The following is a 16,756-nucleotide window of genomic DNA, read 5'->3' on the forward strand; positions in this document are numbered from 1 at the left end:
TCCCACCCCGACTCCAGTTCGGCGGTGGTGGCCGGGACCTAGGTCACATGCCGGGGGTATCACCGATATGCGCGGCGATCACGGGGTGTGCGGAGCCCTCGGGCGCGGCAGGGTTTCAGGCCGTCAGGCCGCGGCGCTCGAATGGGCGACCGCACTCCAGCGAGGAGGAGAACAGACGTGTCCGGAACGCGGAGCCGAGGCGACTGCGTCGTCCCACCGATCACCGACCTCCTGCCGATGTGCAGGCGGTCGCGCGGACTCACCCAGTGCGACCTGGCCGCGAGGCTGTCGGAGGCGTCCGGCAACGACAGCGTCAGCAGGGAGGAGGTGTCCCGGTGGGAGCGTGGCAAGCGCATCCCCGGCCCGTACTGGCGGTCGTGGCTGAGCCAGGCGCTGGACCTGCCGCGCGACGACGTCGAGAGGTGGGCCGCGCAGGTCCGCAGCTCGCGCAGGAAAAGCCGGAACAGCACGTGACCGCATCCGTGGTGGCGCATTCCCAGATTTCCCCCGAACATCCGAAAATGGCCCCTTATGAACCCCGACCCCGTTCCCCGAGACTGGTGGTGATGGAGGAGACGGAATAGCGAGAACCGAATCCCACATCATGTCATCCGGTCTTCTGGAAAGGAAACGACAATGCGTCGAACGCTGATTGCCGCCGCTGCCATGGGCATGCTCGTCCTCGCTGGTGGTGGCGTTGCCGGTGCCGCCGACGAACCGACCGACATCACGCCCGCGGCCTCCGCCTCGGTGGTGGTCAACGAGGTGTCGGTGCGCGGTCCGAACGGGATGCTCGACGAGTTCATCGAGATCCGGAACATCAGCAACAACGCGATCGAGCTGACCGACTACCAGATCAAGGTCTACGACCAGCGCAACGTGCTCGTCAACACGATCGTCGTCCCCGAGGGCATCGTGCTCCAGCCCAGGGGGAACCTCGGCCAGTTCCTCGTGCTGACGAGCCAGAACTTCTCCGGCACGATCGTGGACGAGACCTACGTCGTGCCGACCGTCGCCAGCGGTGAGGGCCTCCCGAACCAGGGCGGCGTGGCGATCTTCAACCCGAACGGCGCGAAGATCGACGGCGTCGCGTTCTCCAGCGCGGTCACCGCGGCGCGCGAGGGCGCCGCGGCACTGCCCGAGACGCTCGTGTCCGAGCCGCTGGGCGCGTCGAGCGGTCGCGACATCCTGAGCACCGACACCGACAACAACCGCACGGACTTCGCGCTGCACCAGCGCACACCGGGCGCGATCAACTGACCGCGAGCCGGTCGGCCGAGTAGCGCGGCTGGTCGGCCGACCTGAGCACGCACCGAGGTGACGGGGCTCGGACCGCCCGAGAGCGGTCCGAGCCCCGTCGTGCGCGGCGGGAAGTCGCCCCCGGCGACTTCGCGCCCCGGAGATCTATTTCCCACTTGCCGACGCGACCTCATCCTCTGGAGACCCTGACTCCCCGGAGAGCGAGGTCGCCATGTCCCGTCGCCGTCCCCTGTCCTCACGGCACCGACTCCTGCCAGCCGTGCTCGCAACGGCGCTCGTCACAGCGCAACTCCTGGTCCCCCAGCAGCGCGCGGCCTCCGCCTCGGCGGCGCCGGGTGCCCCGCCCGGTGCCACCGCCTCCCACCGGGTCACCCTGCTCACCGGTGACGTCGTGGACTACGCGGAGCAGACCGACGGCACCCGGACGGCCCAGGTCGACGCCGCCCCCCGCGAGAACGGTCCGCCACCGGCGTTCCGCACGACGACCACGGCCGACGGCCTGCTCGTCGTCCCGGAGGACGCGCAGGCCCGCATCGACTCCGGGGCGCTCGACCCCGACCTGTTCAACGTCACGCGCCTGGTCGCCGAAGGCCTGGAGGACGGGCGCGCCACCACGATCCCGGTGATCACCGCCTACGCGGGCGACCTCGGCGCCGCCGCGCTGGACGCCAGGGCCGCGGACCTGCCCGCCGAGCGGCGGACGACGGTCGCGAGCGCGGGAGCCGTGGGCATGCGCGTCGCCAAGGACTCCGCCCCGGCGTTCTGGCGGACGCTCACGGCGGCACCGGAGTCGGCGTCCACACTGGACCGCGGTGTGGCGGCCGTGTCGCTGGACCGGCGCGTCCACGTGACCCTGGACCGGACGACCCGGCAGGTCGGAGCACCCGCCGCGTGGGAGAAGGGGCTGGACGGCACGGGGACGACCGTGGCCGTGGTGGACACCGGGATCGACGCGGGCCACCCCGACCTGGCGGGCGCGGTCGTCGACTCGGCCAACTTCACCGACGAGCCGGACGTGGTCGACCGCCACGGGCACGGCACGCACGTCGCGTCGATCGTCGCGGGCACCGGCGCCGCCTCCGGCGGCAGGTACCGCGGTGTCGCGCCGGGGGCGAAGCTGCTGGTGGCCAAGGTGTTCGACAGCACCGGCTACGGCGAGACCTCCCAGGTGATGGCGGGGATGGAGTGGGCGGCCGAGCGGGGCGCGGAGGTGGTCAACCTCAGCCTCGGCGCCGGCGTCACCGACGGGTCCGACCCGCTCAGCGCCCTGGTCGACGACCTGTCGCGGCGCACCGGCGCGCTCTTCGTGGTCGCGGCGGGCAACTCCGGCCCCGGCGACCGCACGGTGACCACGCCGGGCACCGCCGCGTCCGCGCTGACCGTCGGCGCGGTCGACCGCGACAACCGGATCGCCGGGTTCAGCGGCCGGGGACCGCGCTCGGGTGACGCGATGGTCAAACCGGAGGTCGTCGCGCCGGGCGTGGACGTGGTCGCGGCCCGCGCGGCGGACACGGCGATGGGCGCGCCCGTGGACGACCGCCACACGGCGGCCTCGGGCACCTCGATGGCGACGCCGCACGTGGCGGGCGCGGCGGCGATCCTGCACCAGCAGCACCCCGACTGGACCGGCTCGGTGCTGAAGGACGCGCTGGTGTCGAGCGCGCGGGACGTCGGCCTCGCCTGGTTCCAGCAGGGCTCCGGGCTGCTCGACGTGGCCAGGGCGGTCGAGCAGACCGCCATCGGGCCGCCGGTGCTGAACTTCGGCCGCAACGACCGCGTCGCGCAGGGCACCCCGCCCGTGCCGCGGACGCTGGAGTACACCAACCCCGGTGACGAGCCGCTGACCCTGGGTCTGTCGCTGTCCGCGAAGGCGTGGACGGGCGAGACCGCGCCCGCGGGCAGCCTGCGGCTGGCGTCGACCACGGTCGTGGTCCCGGCGAAGGGGAAGGCGGCCACGTCGCTGGTCCTCGACCCGGACGAGGGCGAGGCGGGCGTCTACGGGGGCGAGGTCGTCGCGTCCGACGGCGCCACGGTCCTGCGCACGCCGGTCAGCACCTACAACGCCCCCGAGCTGTTCAAGGTCGACGTCCGCGTGCTCGACTCCGCGGGCCGTCCCGCGGTGCGGGCGGGTGTGCAGCTCGTCGACGACTCGGCGGGCGCGGCCAGCCTCAACGACCCGTTCCGGGAGTCCGTCGACCGGCAGGTGGGCCTGGTGGACGGAGTGGGCAGCGCGGCCGTGCCCGCGGGGACCTACTCCGCGATCGGGTGGAGCAGCGAGAAGGGCGTCACCACCCGGACCTGGTCCGCGCTGCACAAGTCCGAAGTGGACGTCCGGGGGCCGACCTCGGTCACGCTCGACGCCAGGGGGACCGTCCCGGTGGGCGTCGTCGCGCCGACCCCGGTCGACCAGCGCGACCGCACGGTCATGCTGCGCCGCGTGCTGCCCGCGACCGGCGGCACGCCCGGCCACCTCAGCGAGACCGGTCTCGCGGCGGGTGCCACGAGCTGGCGGGTCCGCGCCACCCCCTCGCCCGCCACGAAGCGGGGCGCGATCTCGTTGCAGGACAGCGCCACCCTCCAGCGCGCGGCGGTGGAACTGGCGGTGGGCGGCGCGTCGGGGCCGCTGCTGCACCCGGAGTACGACGCCGGCGTCGTCGCGACCCGCTGGCCGGGCCAGCACGACGTCCCGCTGGTCTTCGGCGGACTCGGCACCCCCGAGGAGATCGCCCGCGCGAACGTGGCGGGCAAGGCGGTGCTGGTGCGCGTGCCGGTGCCGCCGGGAGCCGCCGACCCGGTCAACGCCGTGTTCACCGCGGCCACGGCGGCGGCCGGTACCGCGTCGGCGGCCGGGGCGGTCGCCGTCGTCTCCTACGTCGACGTGGACGGGGCGCTGACCGTGCCCGGACTGGCGAGCGCGGTCGTCCCGCACCTCTCGCTCGACCACGCCGAGGGCGCGGCGCTGCGGGCCAGGACCGACCGGGGGCCGACCTCGCTGTCGATCCGGGTGCACGCCGCCCCGGACGCGGTCTACCACCTCGCCCACCTCGACCCGAACGGCGTGCCGTCGAACCACCTGCACCGGCTGGACCGGTCGAGGATGGTGGCGTCCAAGGCGTTCTACCACGCCGAGAAGCCCGGTCTGACCGTGCAGAAGACGTGGTACCCGTTCGCGACCGGCCTGTGGAAGACCCAGATCGCGCAGCCCGTGCGCTACAGCGCCCCGGCCTCGTGGACGGAGTACACCGGTCCCGCCGACGAGCGGGTGGTGTGGAAGCGGGTCGTCACGCTGTCCGGCACCGACGACAAGAACAGGCGCGCCGCGCTGGCCGTGCTCCAGCAGAACGTCTACCGCGCGGGGGAGACCTCGCGCCCGGACGAGCACTGGTTCGGCGGGCCGATGCGCGGCACGGCGGTGGAACTGGCGCCCGACCACCCCGCGCGGTACCCGGCGACCGAGGCGGGCTGGAAGCTCCTGTGCACGGCCTGCCGGGGCGGCGAGGACCCCGACTTGTTCGTGCCCGCCCTCCAGTGGGGCGACGGGACCCCCGGCCACTACGCCAACCCCTACGAGAACGCCGCGCACTTCGCCACGACGAGGACGCGGGTGTTCCAGGGGGACGAGGAGGTCGTCGCGGTCAACGCCGGTGACCCGCTCGCGGTGTTCCCGCTGTACCGGCTGAGCCCGACGCCCACCACCTACCGGCTGGAGGTCGTGGAGGAGCAGAAGGCCCAGGCCCAGGTGGGCGCGCCGAGCGGGGTGCTGTTCCGGCTCGCACCGCGCACGGACACCACGTGGACGTTCCGGTCGCAGCGGCCCGCGGCGGGCGCGCCCCAGGGGTTCGCGTGCCGGGACGACGGACGGGTCTGCGCGTTCCAGCCGCTGGTGCGCCTCGACCTGCGGCTGCCGCTCGACCTGGGCAACCAGGCGCCCGCGGGCGGGGCGTACTCGTTCGACGTGGTCGCCGGGTCGCACTCCGGCGCGGTCGGCGGCGGACCGGTCGTGTCGCTGCGGACGGCGTACTCGACCGACGAGGGCGCCACGTGGCGGGACGCGGTCGCCTCGCCGCGCGGCGACGGGAGGTGGACGGTCACCGTCGTGCACCCGGCGCTCGCCGCGACCAGCGGGTACGTGTGGCTGCGGACCACCGCCCGCGACAGCGCGGGCAACACCGTGACGAGCACCGTGCGGCGGGCGTACGCGCTGACCGCTCCCGCGGGCGTCGCGGTGTCACCCGCGGCGCGGTAGGTCGCGCGAGGGGTGGGTCACCGACAGCGTGGCCCACCCCTTCGCCGACGCCCGGAGCCCGGCCTGGAACCGGGTGTCGGCGTCGAGGTGCGCCATCAGCGCCCGGAGCCTGCGCTGGAACGTCCGGTAGCTCAACCCGAGCTGCTTGGCGATGCTCCGGTCCGGCAGCCCGGTGGTGAGCAGGGCCAGCAGCCGCGCGTCCTCCGGCGGCAGCGCGTCGCCGTTCGCGGGCGGCGACCCCGGCAGCGCCAGGGGGATGGCCTGGGACCACAGGGCCGAGAACAACGCCCGGAGCGCGTCGAGCAGCGCGGACCGGTGCACCACGACCGCGCTGGTGATCGTCGGCCGGTCGGTGTGCAGCGGGATCAGCCCGAGGTGCCGGTCGGCGAGGATCATCTTCATCGGCGCCTCCGCCACGACCCGCGCCTCCTCGCCGAGCGCCAGCCCGGCCTCCAGGTCCGCCAGCAGGTCGTGCGCCTCCAGCGCCTGGTGGTCGTAGATGCCGAAGAACCCGACGCCCTCGCCGAGCAGGTCGCGCTCCACCGGGTGCAGCGCGCGCGGCGGCTGCGCGTACGGCGGCTTGTCGATGAACCGCACCTCGCCGCGCGCCGACCGCATGACCTGCTCGACGCGCCGCGAGATCTCCTCCGCGCCGTGCACCACCTCGACCAGCTCGGCGGGGTGCAGCCGGGTCATCGAGTCGACGTACCGGTCGTGCAGGTGGTCCGCGAACAGCCTGGCCCGCTTGAGCTCGCTCTCCCGCTCCACGAACAGCGCGCCGAGCGCGACGTCCGGCGGCACGGCGCGGAACCGCTCCGGCGGACCCGGCGACCGGGTGACGATCCCCTTGTCCAGCAGCCGCTTGAGCACGCGCCGCAGCCGCGACGGGGTGAACCCCACCTCCGCGCACAGTTCCGCGGTGGTCATCGGGTCGTGCTCGACGAGCACCTCGTACACCTGCTGGTCGGTCGGCGTCAGACCGAGGGAGCTGAGCATGCTGACGTCCTCGCCGGGCGCGGGTGAACCGACGGCCCAGTATCCGACGGTCCGCTCGTCGGACCACACCGCCGAACGTTGGACCGTCCGCTAGCGCGGCGTGAAGGTGACGGGCAGGGACAGCGGACCGCGCATGATGCCGCTGGGCACCCACTCCAGGTCGTCCAGCGGTACGGCCGGGGCCAGGTCGGGGATCCGGCGCAGCAGGGTCTCCAGCGCGACGGCCGCCTCCAGCCTGGCCAGGGGAGCGCCGAGGCAGTGGTGCACGCCGTACCCGAACGACAGGTGGCGCACGCCGCCGCGGGTCACGTCCAGCTCCGCCGGGTCGCCGCCACCGGGCACCGGGACGTCCCGGCTCGCCGACGACAGCGCCACCATCACGACCTCGCCGCGGCTGATGGCCGTGCCGCTCAGCTCCAGGTCCTCGTGGGCGTAGCGGGGTGTCGCGTGCTCGACCGACGAGTCGTGGCGCAGGAACTCCTCGACCGCGCCGGGCACGAGGTCGGGCCGCTCCCGGAGCAGGTCGGCCTGCTCCGGGGCGCGCAGCAGCGCCACGAGGGCGTTGCCGAGCAGGTTGACGGTGGTCTCGTGGCCCGCGACGACCAGCAGGACCGCGGTGCCGACCAGTTCGACCTCCGAGAGCCTGCCGTCGTCCCCGTCGCGCACGGCCACCAGCGCGGACAGCAGACCGTCGTCGGGGTTCTCCCGCTTGGCCGCCACCAGCTCGGCCAGGTAGCGGTTCAGGTTCGTCCCCGCCGCGCGCTGCACCTCCGACGGCGCGCCCAGCATGAGCGAGCTCCACGTCCGGAAGTCGGCGCGGTCGCGCTCCGGCACACCCAGCAGCTCCGAGATCACGGCCACCGGCAGGGGAGCGGTGAACGCCTCCACCAGGTCCGCCTCGCCCTCGGGGGCGAGCGCGTCCACCAGGTCGTCGGCGATCTCCTGGACGCGCGGGGCCAGTTCGCGCGTGCGGCCGGGGCTGAACGCGCCCGCGACCAGCCGTCGCAGCCGGGTGTGGTCCGGCGGGTCGGCCATCAGCATGTTGCCGCCCAGGCCGACACCGGTCCGGTGGCTCGTGTAGCCCGCCGCGTCGAGCAGTTCCAGCGAGGGCTCGGGGTCCTTGAGCAGCGCCGGGTGCAGGAGCGCCTCCTGCGCGGCGGCGTGGCCGACCACCAGCCAGCCCTCGATGCCGTTGGAGAAGCGCGAGCGGTGCACCGGTCCCCGCTTCCGCAGCTCGGCGTAGCGGGCGGGCGCCGCCGCCTTGAACTCGGCCGTGATCGTCACGAGCTCGGTCATCCGGATCCCCCTGGTCCACGGTGGCGAACCACGCCACGGTACGGGGGAGGCCGTCCCGGCGGACGGCGCCGAAAGGGTGGTTCAGCCGAGCCGGGTGCCCGCGGTCTCCGGTGGGGACCCCGTCCGGTTCGCCTCGTCGGTGGACGACGGCGGGGCGTCGACGACCGGGTCCTCGGACACCGCCGTCCACGTGCCGGGGCCGCACCAGACCCGCACCGCCGTGACCGCGCCGTCGTCGGCGACCGTGACGGCGTCGGGGCCGACGCCCCCACCTCGCCCACGACGTCCGGCTTGGACGACCGATCGGGGTCGTCCCACTGGCCGACCACCGGCGGTCCCCGCGCGCAGGGGAGGTTCAGGCGGTGAGGCCGGTGCCCAGCACGTGGGTGCCCCTGGCGGTCAGCCGGCGGGGACGCGGTGGCCGAGCGCGGCCGGGCCCGCCGGCTCGACGAGGCCGATCCGCGCCAGGCGGGTGGCGGCGACCTGGTCGCAGCACGCGATGCCGTCGACGAACAGGTCGGGTTCGCTGCCGGGGGCCATCGTGACGCGGCCCGCGGCCACGGCGCGCAGGAGGGCGATGTCCCGGTGGGACGGAGGTGCGTCGATCACGGCGATCGTCTCGCACCGGGGTGGTGCGCCGGTTCGGAACACCGAGGAAAACCCGAGGGCCCCGTCCCCGACCGGGGATGGGGCCCCGAACTGACCGCGAGCACACCGGAGTCGGCCCGTTCGTCCCCTCCACGGGGACGAACGCCGCCTACACGCGTTCGGCGGGCACCCGCTCCGGTTTCGGGTTCTCGTCCTCCCGGTCGAGCATCGTGGCCTCGTCGAACGGGTCCGCGCCGGTGAACACGCGTTCGGCCTGCTGCTTGTCGAACTCGCCGACCCAGTTGCCGATGAGGACGGTGGCGACGGCGTTGCCCGCGAAGTTCGTCAGCGCCCGCGCCTCGGACATGAAGCGGTCGATGCCGACGATGAGGCCGACGCCGTCCACGAGTTCCGGCCGGTGGGCCTGGAGGCCGCCCGCCAGGGTCGCGAGGCCGGCGCCGCTGACGCCCGCCGCGCCCTTCGACGCGATGATCATGAACAGCAGCAGCGAGATCTGCTCGCCGATCTGGAGCGGTGTGCCGAGCGCGTCGGCGATGAAGATCGACGCCATGGTCAGGTAGATCGCGGTGCCGTCGAGGTTGAACGAGTAGCCGGTCGGCACGGTGATGCCGACGACCGGCCGCGAGACGCCGAGGTGCTCCATCTTGGCGATCAGGCGGGGCAGGGCCGATTCCGACGACGAGGTGGAGACGATGAGCAGGAACTCGCGGCCCAGGTAGCGCAGCAGGTTCAGGATGTTCACGCCGGAGCCGAACTTCAGCACCAGGCCGAGGATGACGAGCACGAAGATGAAGCACGTGATGTAGAAGCCCAGCATGATCTGCAACAGGCTGGCCAGCGCCTTCCAGCCGGTCTCGCCGACGACCGCGGCGATGGCGCCGAACGCGCCGATCGGGGCGGCCCACATGATCATGGCCAGCACGCGGAACACCAGGCGTTCGAAGTGCTTCACGCCGCGCAGGATCGCGTCGCCCGACGCGCCGAGCTTGGGGATGGCGAAGCCGATCAGGAGCGCCACGAACAGCGTCTGGAGGACGTTGCCCGCCGTCAGCGGCGACACGAGCGTCTCGGGGATGATGCCCAGCAGGAACTCGGTCGTGGACTGCGCCTCGGCGCCCGCGGCCTTCGTGCCCGCCGCCTTGGCCGACTCGGACAGGTTCAGGCCCTCGCCCGGCTTGATGATGTTGCCGACGACCAGGCCGATGGCGAGCGCGAACGTCGACATCACCATGAAGTAGCCGAGGGCGAGGCCGCCGACCTTGCCGACCGTGGCAGCCTTCCTGATGGAGCCGACGCCGAGCACGATCGTGCAGAAGATGACCGGCGCGATCATCATCTTGATCAGCGAGACGAACCCGGTGCCCACCGGCTTCAGGGCGACGCCGAGCTTCGGGAACACGAAGCCGACGAGGATGCCGAGCAGCACGGCGACGATCACCGCGATGTAGAGGTAGTGCGTCCGGTCGCGCTTCGGCGCGCTTGCCGTGTCTGACATGTGTGGGGCCTCCCGACCGCCTCGACGTGCGCGACCGCACGTGTCGTGACGGGGCGATCTTCCTCCACGGACGGGTGCCCCGCAGCGGTCGTCGGTCTCGTTTGGGGCCGTGGCGGGCGCCTGTGCGCTCAGCACTATTGCTTCAGTGTTGACCAAAATGAAGTTGTGCGAACCATCCTCACGTGCCGGTCCGAAGCACAGGAGGGGAACCGGACGACCGCTCCCGAGGTCCAACGCGCGCGGTGCGGGACGGCGTTGAGCCATCCGGAGCAGTGGCACGAAGTTGTCGTACCAGCGGGTTAGCATCCCCGCCGTCGAGGGAGGGCCTGATGGGTGTGGGGCAGCGCCTGGCGAGAGCCGGGCGGCGGGTGGTGGGCAGCGGCGGTCGCGAGTCCGCGAGCTTCGGGGCGGCGCTGGTGGGCGTGGTGCTCCTGGCGGGAGCCGCGTTCGGCAACGGCATCTCGCGCACCGCGGTGTCCGTGTCGGACGGGCTCACCTGGCTGGGTGACGACGAGCGCGGCGAGGTCGTGCAGGTCAACCCCAGCTCCGGCAAGCCGCAGACCCGTCTCCAGATCAGCGGCGGCGACGCCCAGCTGGAGATCGCGCAGGACGACGGCACGCTCGTCGTGCTCGACCGGCGCACCGGCCAGATCACCGTGATCGACCTGTCCACGCTGCTGGCCAGCGGCAGGCGGCAGGCACCGGCGGGCGCGTCCGCCAAGGTGCTCATCGCGCAGGGCCGCGTGTTCGTGGTCGACCGCGCCGCGGGCACGATCCACAACGCCGACCCCGTGACGCTCGCCGACGTCGGCGCGCCCTGGTCGGCCGGTCAGCCGCTCGCCGACGTCGTGGTCGACGACAGCGGCGTGGTGTGGGCCGTCGACCACGGCGGCAACCTGCACGCGCTGGAGTGGTCGGACGACGACGAGCGGTTCGTGGAGAAGTCCGCGAGGCCCGTTCCCGGAGCGGGTCCGCGCACGGCGCTCGTGCCGCACGAGACGGGTGTGACGCTGCTGGGCCTCGAAGGCGGTGTGGTCGTCCAGGACGGCACCGGGCAGGCGCTGTCGGTGATGACGGTGACGCTCAGCGGGGACGTGCTGGCCGCGACCGCCAGCCCGAGCGACCTCGTGCCCGCCGCGGTGCCGGACTCCGGGGTGGTGGTGCTGGTCAGCGGTGACGAGGTGATCCGCGTCGACGTCGCGGACCTCGGCTGCGCGAAGCCCGGCCGTCCCGCGGTGTTCCGCGGCAAGGTCTACGTGCCGTGCCACGGGGCGGGCAAGGTCGTCGTGCTCGACGGCGAGGGCCGCAGGTCCGGCGACGACGTGCTCACCCGGGGGTCGGGCGACCCTGAGCTGGTGTTCGACGACGGCAAGCTGTTCATCAACACCCCCGGCGCGTCGCAGGGCGTGATCGTGGACGCCGACGGCAGCACCCGGTCCGTGACGGTCCGCAGCCCGGACCTGGCCGTGACCGACCCGGACCGCGAGCCGCTGCCGACCGTGCCCCCGCCCCCGCCGCCGAGGCCGGAGGAGCTGCCGAGGACCACGCGCACCAACGGCAACGGCAACGGCAACGGCAACGGCGACCAGCCGCCCGCCACGACGACCACGGTGGTGGCGCCCCCGACGACGACGGGATCGGTCGTCGGCGGTGCGCCCGGCAGGCCGCCGGGCGTCTCGGTGTCGCTGAAGAGCCGCGACGCGTCGGCGCTGGTGATCACGGTGTCCTGGGGCGCGGTCGCGCCGGTCACCGGGTACACCGTGACCGCGAGCGGCGGGTTCAGCGGCGGCAGCCGGTCCGCGCAGGTGGCCGGTACCAGCACCGACCTGTCGATCCCGTGCGGTGGCAGCACGTTCTGCTCGTCGGGGAGCCTGGACGTGTCCGTGACGGCGTACGGGGACGCGGGCACCAGCGCCGCGGCCACGGCGTCGTGGAGCGTCCCGCCGGCGGGCACGACGCAGCCGCCACCGCCGGTGGTCACGACGACGACCCAGCCCCCGCCTCCGCCGGTGGTCACGACGACCACGGAGCCCCCGCCGCCCCCGGTGGTGACCACGACCGAACCCCCGCCGCCGCCGTCGCTGCCGTCGGCGGGCGCGGCGGTGATCACCTCGATCACGGGTGGTATCGCCTCCTACACCAAGACCGTGAACATGGCCTGGCCCGCGGACTGGGCGAGCCACAACGGGTCGTGCGAGGTCGTCAACACCACCCACGGCTTCAGCACGCCCATCGCGTGCGGGACGACGTCGACGACGATCGACGCGGACATCGGCCCCAACCGGATCGTGGTCCGGGCGTACGCGGCCGGTGGCGGCGCGTCGGTCGACTCGGCGCCGAAGAGCTCGCCCGTGCGGGAGACGGAGCCGTGCCCCCGGCAGCCGTGCCAGATCCCGCGCAGCGCACCCGAGGCGCCCGAGTCCGCTCCCGCGGGCGCGGGTGGGCTCGGCCTGATCGCCGTGGCGGCGCTGCTGCGCGTCGGCCGTCGGCACGACGACGAGGAGGGCGGGGTCCGGTGACGACTCTGGAGAGCACGGCCATCGGCGAGGACGAGATCGCGGCGTTCCGGGCGCTGCACACCCGGCTGGGTGATGCGGTGGAGACGGCCGTGCGCGGCAAGCGCGACGTGGTCGACCTCGTGCTGGTGTCGATGTTCGCGGGTGGCCACGTGCTGCTGGAGGACGTGCCGGGCACCGGGAAGACGACGCTGGCGCGGGCCGTGGCGGGTGCGCTCGGAGGGGTGTCGCGGCGGGTGCAGTTCACGCCGGACCTGCTGCCGTCGGACGTGACCGGCACGTCGGTGTTCGACCCGCAGACCGCGGAGGTCCGGTTCCGGCCGGGCCCGGTGTTCGCGAACGTCGTGCTGGCCGACGAGATCAACCGCGCGGCGGCGAAGACGCAGTCGGCGCTGCTGGAGGTGATGGAGGAGCACACGGTCACGGTCGACGGCGTCGGCCACGCCGTGCCCGCGCCGTTCCTCGTGGTCGCCACGCAGAACCCGATCGACCTCGACGGCACCTACCGGCTGCCGGAGGCGCAGCTCGACCGGTTCATGATCCGCATCTCCATCGGCTACCCGGACGTCGAGCACGAGCTGGACGTCCTGCGGCCTGGTAGCGGGGCGGGCCGGGTCGGCGCGGTGCCGACGGTGAGCAACCCGCACGAGGTCGCCGCGCACGGGCGCAGGCTGTCGCTGCTGCACGTGGCCGACCCGATCCTGCGCTACATCGGTGAGCTGGGCACCGCGACCCGTGCGGACCCCCGGCTGCGGCTGGGGGCGAGCACCCGCGGCCTGCGGGCGCTGGTGCGCTGCGTGCAGGTGCACGCCGCCGCGCGCGGCAGGCACTTCGCCGTTCCCGGTGACGTGCAGGAGCTGGCCGTTCCCGTGCTGGCGCACCGGTTGGTGCTCACCAGGGAGGCGCAGCTGGCGGGCACGACGACCGCGGAGGTCCTCGCGGAGGTGCTGTCCGGTGTGGACGTCCCCCGTCCGGAAACCCGATGAGACTCACCGCGCGCGGCGCCGGGACCCTGGTGCTGGGCGTCGTGCTCGCGGGCCTCGGGCTGTGGTGGCGCTACCCCGGTGTGGCCGCGCTGGGGTTCGCGCTGGTGCTGCTGGTGGTGGCCGGTGCGGTGTCGGTGCGCACGGCCGTGCCGGTCGAGGCGTCCCGCAGCGTGCGGCCCCGCACGGTGCAGCGGCTGGCCGGGTGCACCGGGCGGGTGGAGCTGGTGAACCCCGGCAAGCGCCTGCCGGTCGTGCTCGACGCGACGGACCACGTGGCGGGCGAGCCGATGCCGGTGGACGTGCCGCTGCTGGCGGCGGGGGAGCGCACGGCGGTGGAGTACCCGATCCCGACGGACCGCCGCGGTGTGCTGCGCGTCGGGCCGCTCACGTTGCACCGCAGGGGTTTCGCGGGGCTGGCGGTGGCGAGGTCGGTGCTGGGCGAGGTGATCGACGTGCGGGTGGTGCCGCGGGTGCTGCCGGTGCGCGGCCTGCCCGGTGGGGTGCGGCGCGGGCACGTCGGCGCGGACGAGCGCGTGGAGAGCGGCGGCACGGACCTGGTGGGGCTGCGGGAGTACGTGGCCGGTGACGACCTGCGCAGGCTGCACTGGGCGACCACCGCGCGCACCGGGACGCTGATGGTCCGCGAGGACGCGGACCCGGCGCTGCCGCACCTCGCGGTGGTGCTGGACGACAACGCGGCGGCGTACCCGGACCCGGCGTCGTTCGAGGACGCCGTGGAGGTGGCGGCGTCGCTGGTCGGCGCGGCGGTCGAGAGCGGGCACCCGGTGCGGCTGCTGACGTCGTCGGGCTCGGTCGACGTGTCCGTGGTCGACGAGCCGTCGCTCGCGCTGGCGGCGTTGGCGGACCTGGACGTGACCGGGGTGACGAGGTCGGTGGGGCTGCGGGACCTGGACGTGGTGGCGGTGGTGTGCGGCGACTCGTCGGACCTGCGGACGCTGCTGCTGGAGGTCGGCCGGGCGGCGTTCGGGGTGGTGCTGGCCGTGGCGCCCGAGGAACCCGTGTCCGCGGTCGGCTCGGTGCTGGTGCTGCGCGCGCCGAAGGCGGACGACCTGGTGGCGGCGTGGAACACGGTGGTGGCGCGGTGACGGGCCCGTGCTTCGTCCGCGCCGGACGCGGAGATGTGGTGGTGGCGCGGTGGTGAGGCTCGGGTGGGCGGCGCTGGTGGTGCTGGTGGCCGCCGTGCACCTCGGTGCGGGGTGGCAGGGCGTGCTGCCCCGGCTGGTGTTCGCGGGGGCGGTGCTGGTGGCGTTCGCGTGCCTGCCGCTGGTGCGGAGGGCGCGGGTGTCCGTGGTGCCGGTGCTGGGGTTCGCGCTGGCGGGTGCGTACCTCGTGGCCCGGTCCGACGACACGGCGCCGGTGTCGGTGCTGCTGGACCTGCTGCCGCGGCTGCTGAGCGCCGCGCGCCCGGCGCCCGCGACGCCGACGCTGCTCGTGCCGGGGGCGCTGCTGGTGTTCCTGGTGGCGTTGGGCGTGGCGATGGCGAGGTCGTTGTTCGCGCCCGTGCTGGGGGCGGTCGTGCTGTACACCGCGACGGCGCTGCTGACGGCGGGGCGGGCCGACCCGCACGGCGTGGTCGCGCTGGCGCTGGTGCTGCTGGTCGTGCTGGGCTGGCTGCTGGTCGACCGCCGCGAGTCGGGGCGGCCGATCCCGGTCGGGCGGCCCGCCGCCGTGCTCGGGGTGCTGGGCGCGGTGACGTTGACGGCGTCGGTCCTGCCGGGAGCCGGGGCGTTCGAGCCGCGCGAGCTGGTGCGTCCGCCGATCTCGGACGTGGCGGTGACGAGTCCGTTGCCGCGCTTGGCGTTCTGGGCCGGGATCGGGGACACGGAGCTGCTGCGGGTGCGCGGTCCGGAACGGCCGCTGCGGCTCGTGGCGCTGGGTGACTACAACGGGGCGACCTGGCGGGCGGCGTCGCTGTACGGGCCGATCGGCGCGGTCGCCGAGCCGGACCTGCCGCCGGGTGCCCGCGTCGCGGAGTCGACGATCGACGTGACGGTCGGCGCGCTGGGCGGCACGTGGCTGCCTGCCGTCGGCAGGCCCACCGCGGTCAGCCTGGACGGCGCCGCCGTGGACACCGACTCGGGGTCGCTGGTGCTGCCGGGGGAGCTGTCCGCCGGGCTGCGGTACGAGATGAGCGGCACCGTGGACACCCCGGCCGACCAGGACCTCGCGACGGCGTCCGTGCCGAGCGGGCCGCAGGTGCGGCGGTACGTGGCGCTGCCGGGGCTGCCGTCGACGCTGGCGGAGTACGCGCGCAAGGCCGTCGCGGGGGCGAAGACCCCGTACGAGCAGGCGGTGGCGATCGAGCAGGTGGTCCGGCTGGACCGCAAGCCCGACGTGGAGGCGCCGGTCGGGTCGTCGTACGCGCGGCTGGAGACGTTCCTGTTCGGCGCGGAGGGCCAGTCGGGTGCGAACGCGGGCACGGCCGAGCAGTTCGCGTCGGCGTTCGCGGTCCTCGGCCGCGCGGTCGGGTTGCCGACGCGCGTGGTCGTGGGGTTCCAGCCGGTCCCGGAAGGCCCGGACGGCGTGCGGGTGGTGCGGGGCAGCGACGCGACGGCGTGGCCCGAGGTGTACTTCTCCGGTTGGGGCTGGGTGCCGTTCGACCCGGTGTCCGGCACGGGGTCCGGTCCGAGCCCGGCGTCGAAGCGCGAGGTGCTCGACCGCCTGGCGTCGGTGACCGCGACACCGACCACGCCGCAGTCCGCGCCCCCGCCGCCACCGCTGGCGCAGCCCACCGCGCCGGTCGCGGCAGCGCCGTCGGCGGAGTCCGGTCCGCCGTTCGCGCTGCTCGCGATCCCGTTGGTGCCGCTGGTGGTGCTGCTGGCGCTGCGCGGAGGCCGCCGCCTGCGGCTGAGCCGCGCCGGTGCCCCCGGCGCGTGGGCGTACGTGCTGGACTCGCTGCAACTGGCGGGCCGCACACCGCGGCGCGACCGGTCGGCGCCGGACGTCGCGCGGGACGTGGCCGCGTTCGCCCCGACCGCGGTGCCGCTGGCGGCGCTGGCCGACCGGGCGGCGTTCGGGCCCGCGCCGACGAGTGACCCGGAGGCGTGGAGGCTGGCGGTGGAGGTGCGGAAGGGCCTGCGGCGCGTGGTGCCGTGGTACCGGCGGCTGTTCTGGTCGGTCGACCCGCGACCCCTGCGGCGGCGTTAGGTGCTGTGCGGGGTTCGGGTCGTGTGGTGGGGGTCGGGGTCGTCAACCACGTGATCGCCGCGCGCGGGCGTCACCCGGCCTCGCAGCTCTCTGGTGACTCGTCCTGTCGTGTGGCCGGGCCTCGCCACGTCCTGGTTCTCCGGAAGCGGCGTTCGACGGCGTTGCGTGGTGGGGAGAGCGCGGG

General features: G+C 74.3%; 12 protein-coding genes. 7 read left to right on the forward strand and 5 right to left on the reverse strand.

From position 1 onward, the window contains the following. Positions 1–177 precede the first annotated feature (177 nt). The 3 genes from AC156L_RS35735 to AC156L_RS35745 all read left to right on the forward strand — a co-directional run bounded on the left by AC156L_RS35735 (position 178) and on the right by AC156L_RS35745 (position 5,506). Positions 178–474 (forward strand): helix-turn-helix transcriptional regulator, encoded by a 297-nt coding sequence (locus tag AC156L_RS35735; RefSeq protein ID WP_414720060.1) that lies wholly within the window; start codon positions 178–180, stop codon positions 472–474. A 162-nt stretch (positions 475–636) separates the two neighbouring features. Continuing rightward, positions 637–1,260 (forward strand): lamin tail domain-containing protein, encoded by a 624-nt coding sequence (locus AC156L_RS35740; protein ID WP_330879436.1) that lies wholly within the window; start codon positions 637–639, stop codon positions 1,258–1,260. A 259-nt stretch (positions 1,261–1,519) separates the two neighbouring features. Continuing rightward, positions 1,520–5,506 carry a S8 family peptidase gene (locus AC156L_RS35745; RefSeq protein WP_330881597.1) on the forward strand — a complete coding sequence of 1,329 codons (3,987 nt, stop codon included), beginning with the start codon at positions 1,520–1,522 and terminating at the stop codon, positions 5,504–5,506. On the opposite strand, the gene AC156L_RS35750 is transcribed toward AC156L_RS35745, so the two are convergent. The 5 genes from AC156L_RS35750 to AC156L_RS35770 all read right to left on the reverse strand — a co-directional run bounded on the left by AC156L_RS35750 (position 5,489) and on the right by AC156L_RS35770 (position 9,902). Then, positions 5,489–6,502: a helix-turn-helix domain-containing protein gene (locus tag AC156L_RS35750; protein WP_330881595.1), complete on the reverse strand. Its 1,014-nt coding sequence runs from the start codon at positions 6,500–6,502 to the stop codon at positions 5,489–5,491. The two genes, AC156L_RS35745 and AC156L_RS35750, sit on opposite strands and share 18 nt — an antisense overlap. Positions 6,503–6,592: 90 nt before the next feature. Next, complete coding sequence (locus AC156L_RS35755) at positions 6,593–7,798, reverse strand: cytochrome P450 family protein (RefSeq protein ID WP_330881593.1); 1,206 nt, start codon at positions 7,796–7,798, stop codon at positions 6,593–6,595. 81 nt (positions 7,799–7,879) lie between these two features. After that, positions 7,880–8,116, reverse strand: coding sequence for a hypothetical protein (locus tag AC156L_RS35760; RefSeq protein WP_330881591.1), 237 nt, complete (start codon positions 8,114–8,116; stop codon positions 7,880–7,882). Positions 8,117–8,197: 81 nt separating this feature from the next. Next, the gene (locus tag AC156L_RS35765; RefSeq protein ID WP_330881589.1) at positions 8,198–8,407 is read right to left on the reverse strand and encodes a hypothetical protein; all 210 of its coding nucleotides are present in this window, start codon (positions 8,405–8,407) and stop codon (positions 8,198–8,200) included. A 148-nt stretch (positions 8,408–8,555) separates the two neighbouring features. After that, positions 8,556–9,902: a cation:dicarboxylate symporter family transporter gene (locus AC156L_RS35770; RefSeq protein ID WP_484407659.1), complete on the reverse strand. Its 1,347-nt coding sequence runs from the start codon at positions 9,900–9,902 to the stop codon at positions 8,556–8,558. A 329-nt stretch (positions 9,903–10,231) separates the two neighbouring features. Here AC156L_RS35770 and AC156L_RS35775 point away from each other — a divergent pair, with 329 nt between their 5' ends. From AC156L_RS35775 to AC156L_RS35790, 4 genes are read left to right on the forward strand one after another with little or no spacing between them, the layout of a single operon-like run. After that, complete coding sequence (locus tag AC156L_RS35775; protein ID WP_484407660.1) at positions 10,232–12,421, forward strand: YncE family protein; 2,190 nt, start codon at positions 10,232–10,234, stop codon at positions 12,419–12,421. Further along, on the forward strand, positions 12,418–13,404 hold the full coding sequence (locus AC156L_RS35780; RefSeq protein ID WP_330881583.1) for an AAA family ATPase: 987 nt from the start codon (positions 12,418–12,420) through the stop codon (positions 13,402–13,404). The genes AC156L_RS35775 and AC156L_RS35780 overlap by 4 nt, the downstream gene beginning before the upstream one ends. Next, the gene (locus tag AC156L_RS35785; RefSeq protein ID WP_330881581.1) at positions 13,401–14,510 is read left to right on the forward strand and encodes a DUF58 domain-containing protein; all 1,110 of its coding nucleotides are present in this window, start codon (positions 13,401–13,403) and stop codon (positions 14,508–14,510) included. Before AC156L_RS35780 ends, AC156L_RS35785 begins: the two co-directional genes overlap by 4 nt. 49 nt (positions 14,511–14,559) lie before the next feature. Further along, positions 14,560–16,572 carry a transglutaminase TgpA family protein gene (locus AC156L_RS35790; protein ID WP_330881579.1) on the forward strand — a complete coding sequence of 671 codons (2,013 nt, stop codon included), beginning with the start codon at positions 14,560–14,562 and terminating at the stop codon, positions 16,570–16,572. Positions 16,573–16,756 lie beyond the last annotated feature (184 nt).

Source organism: Umezawaea sp., assembly GCF_057122925.1.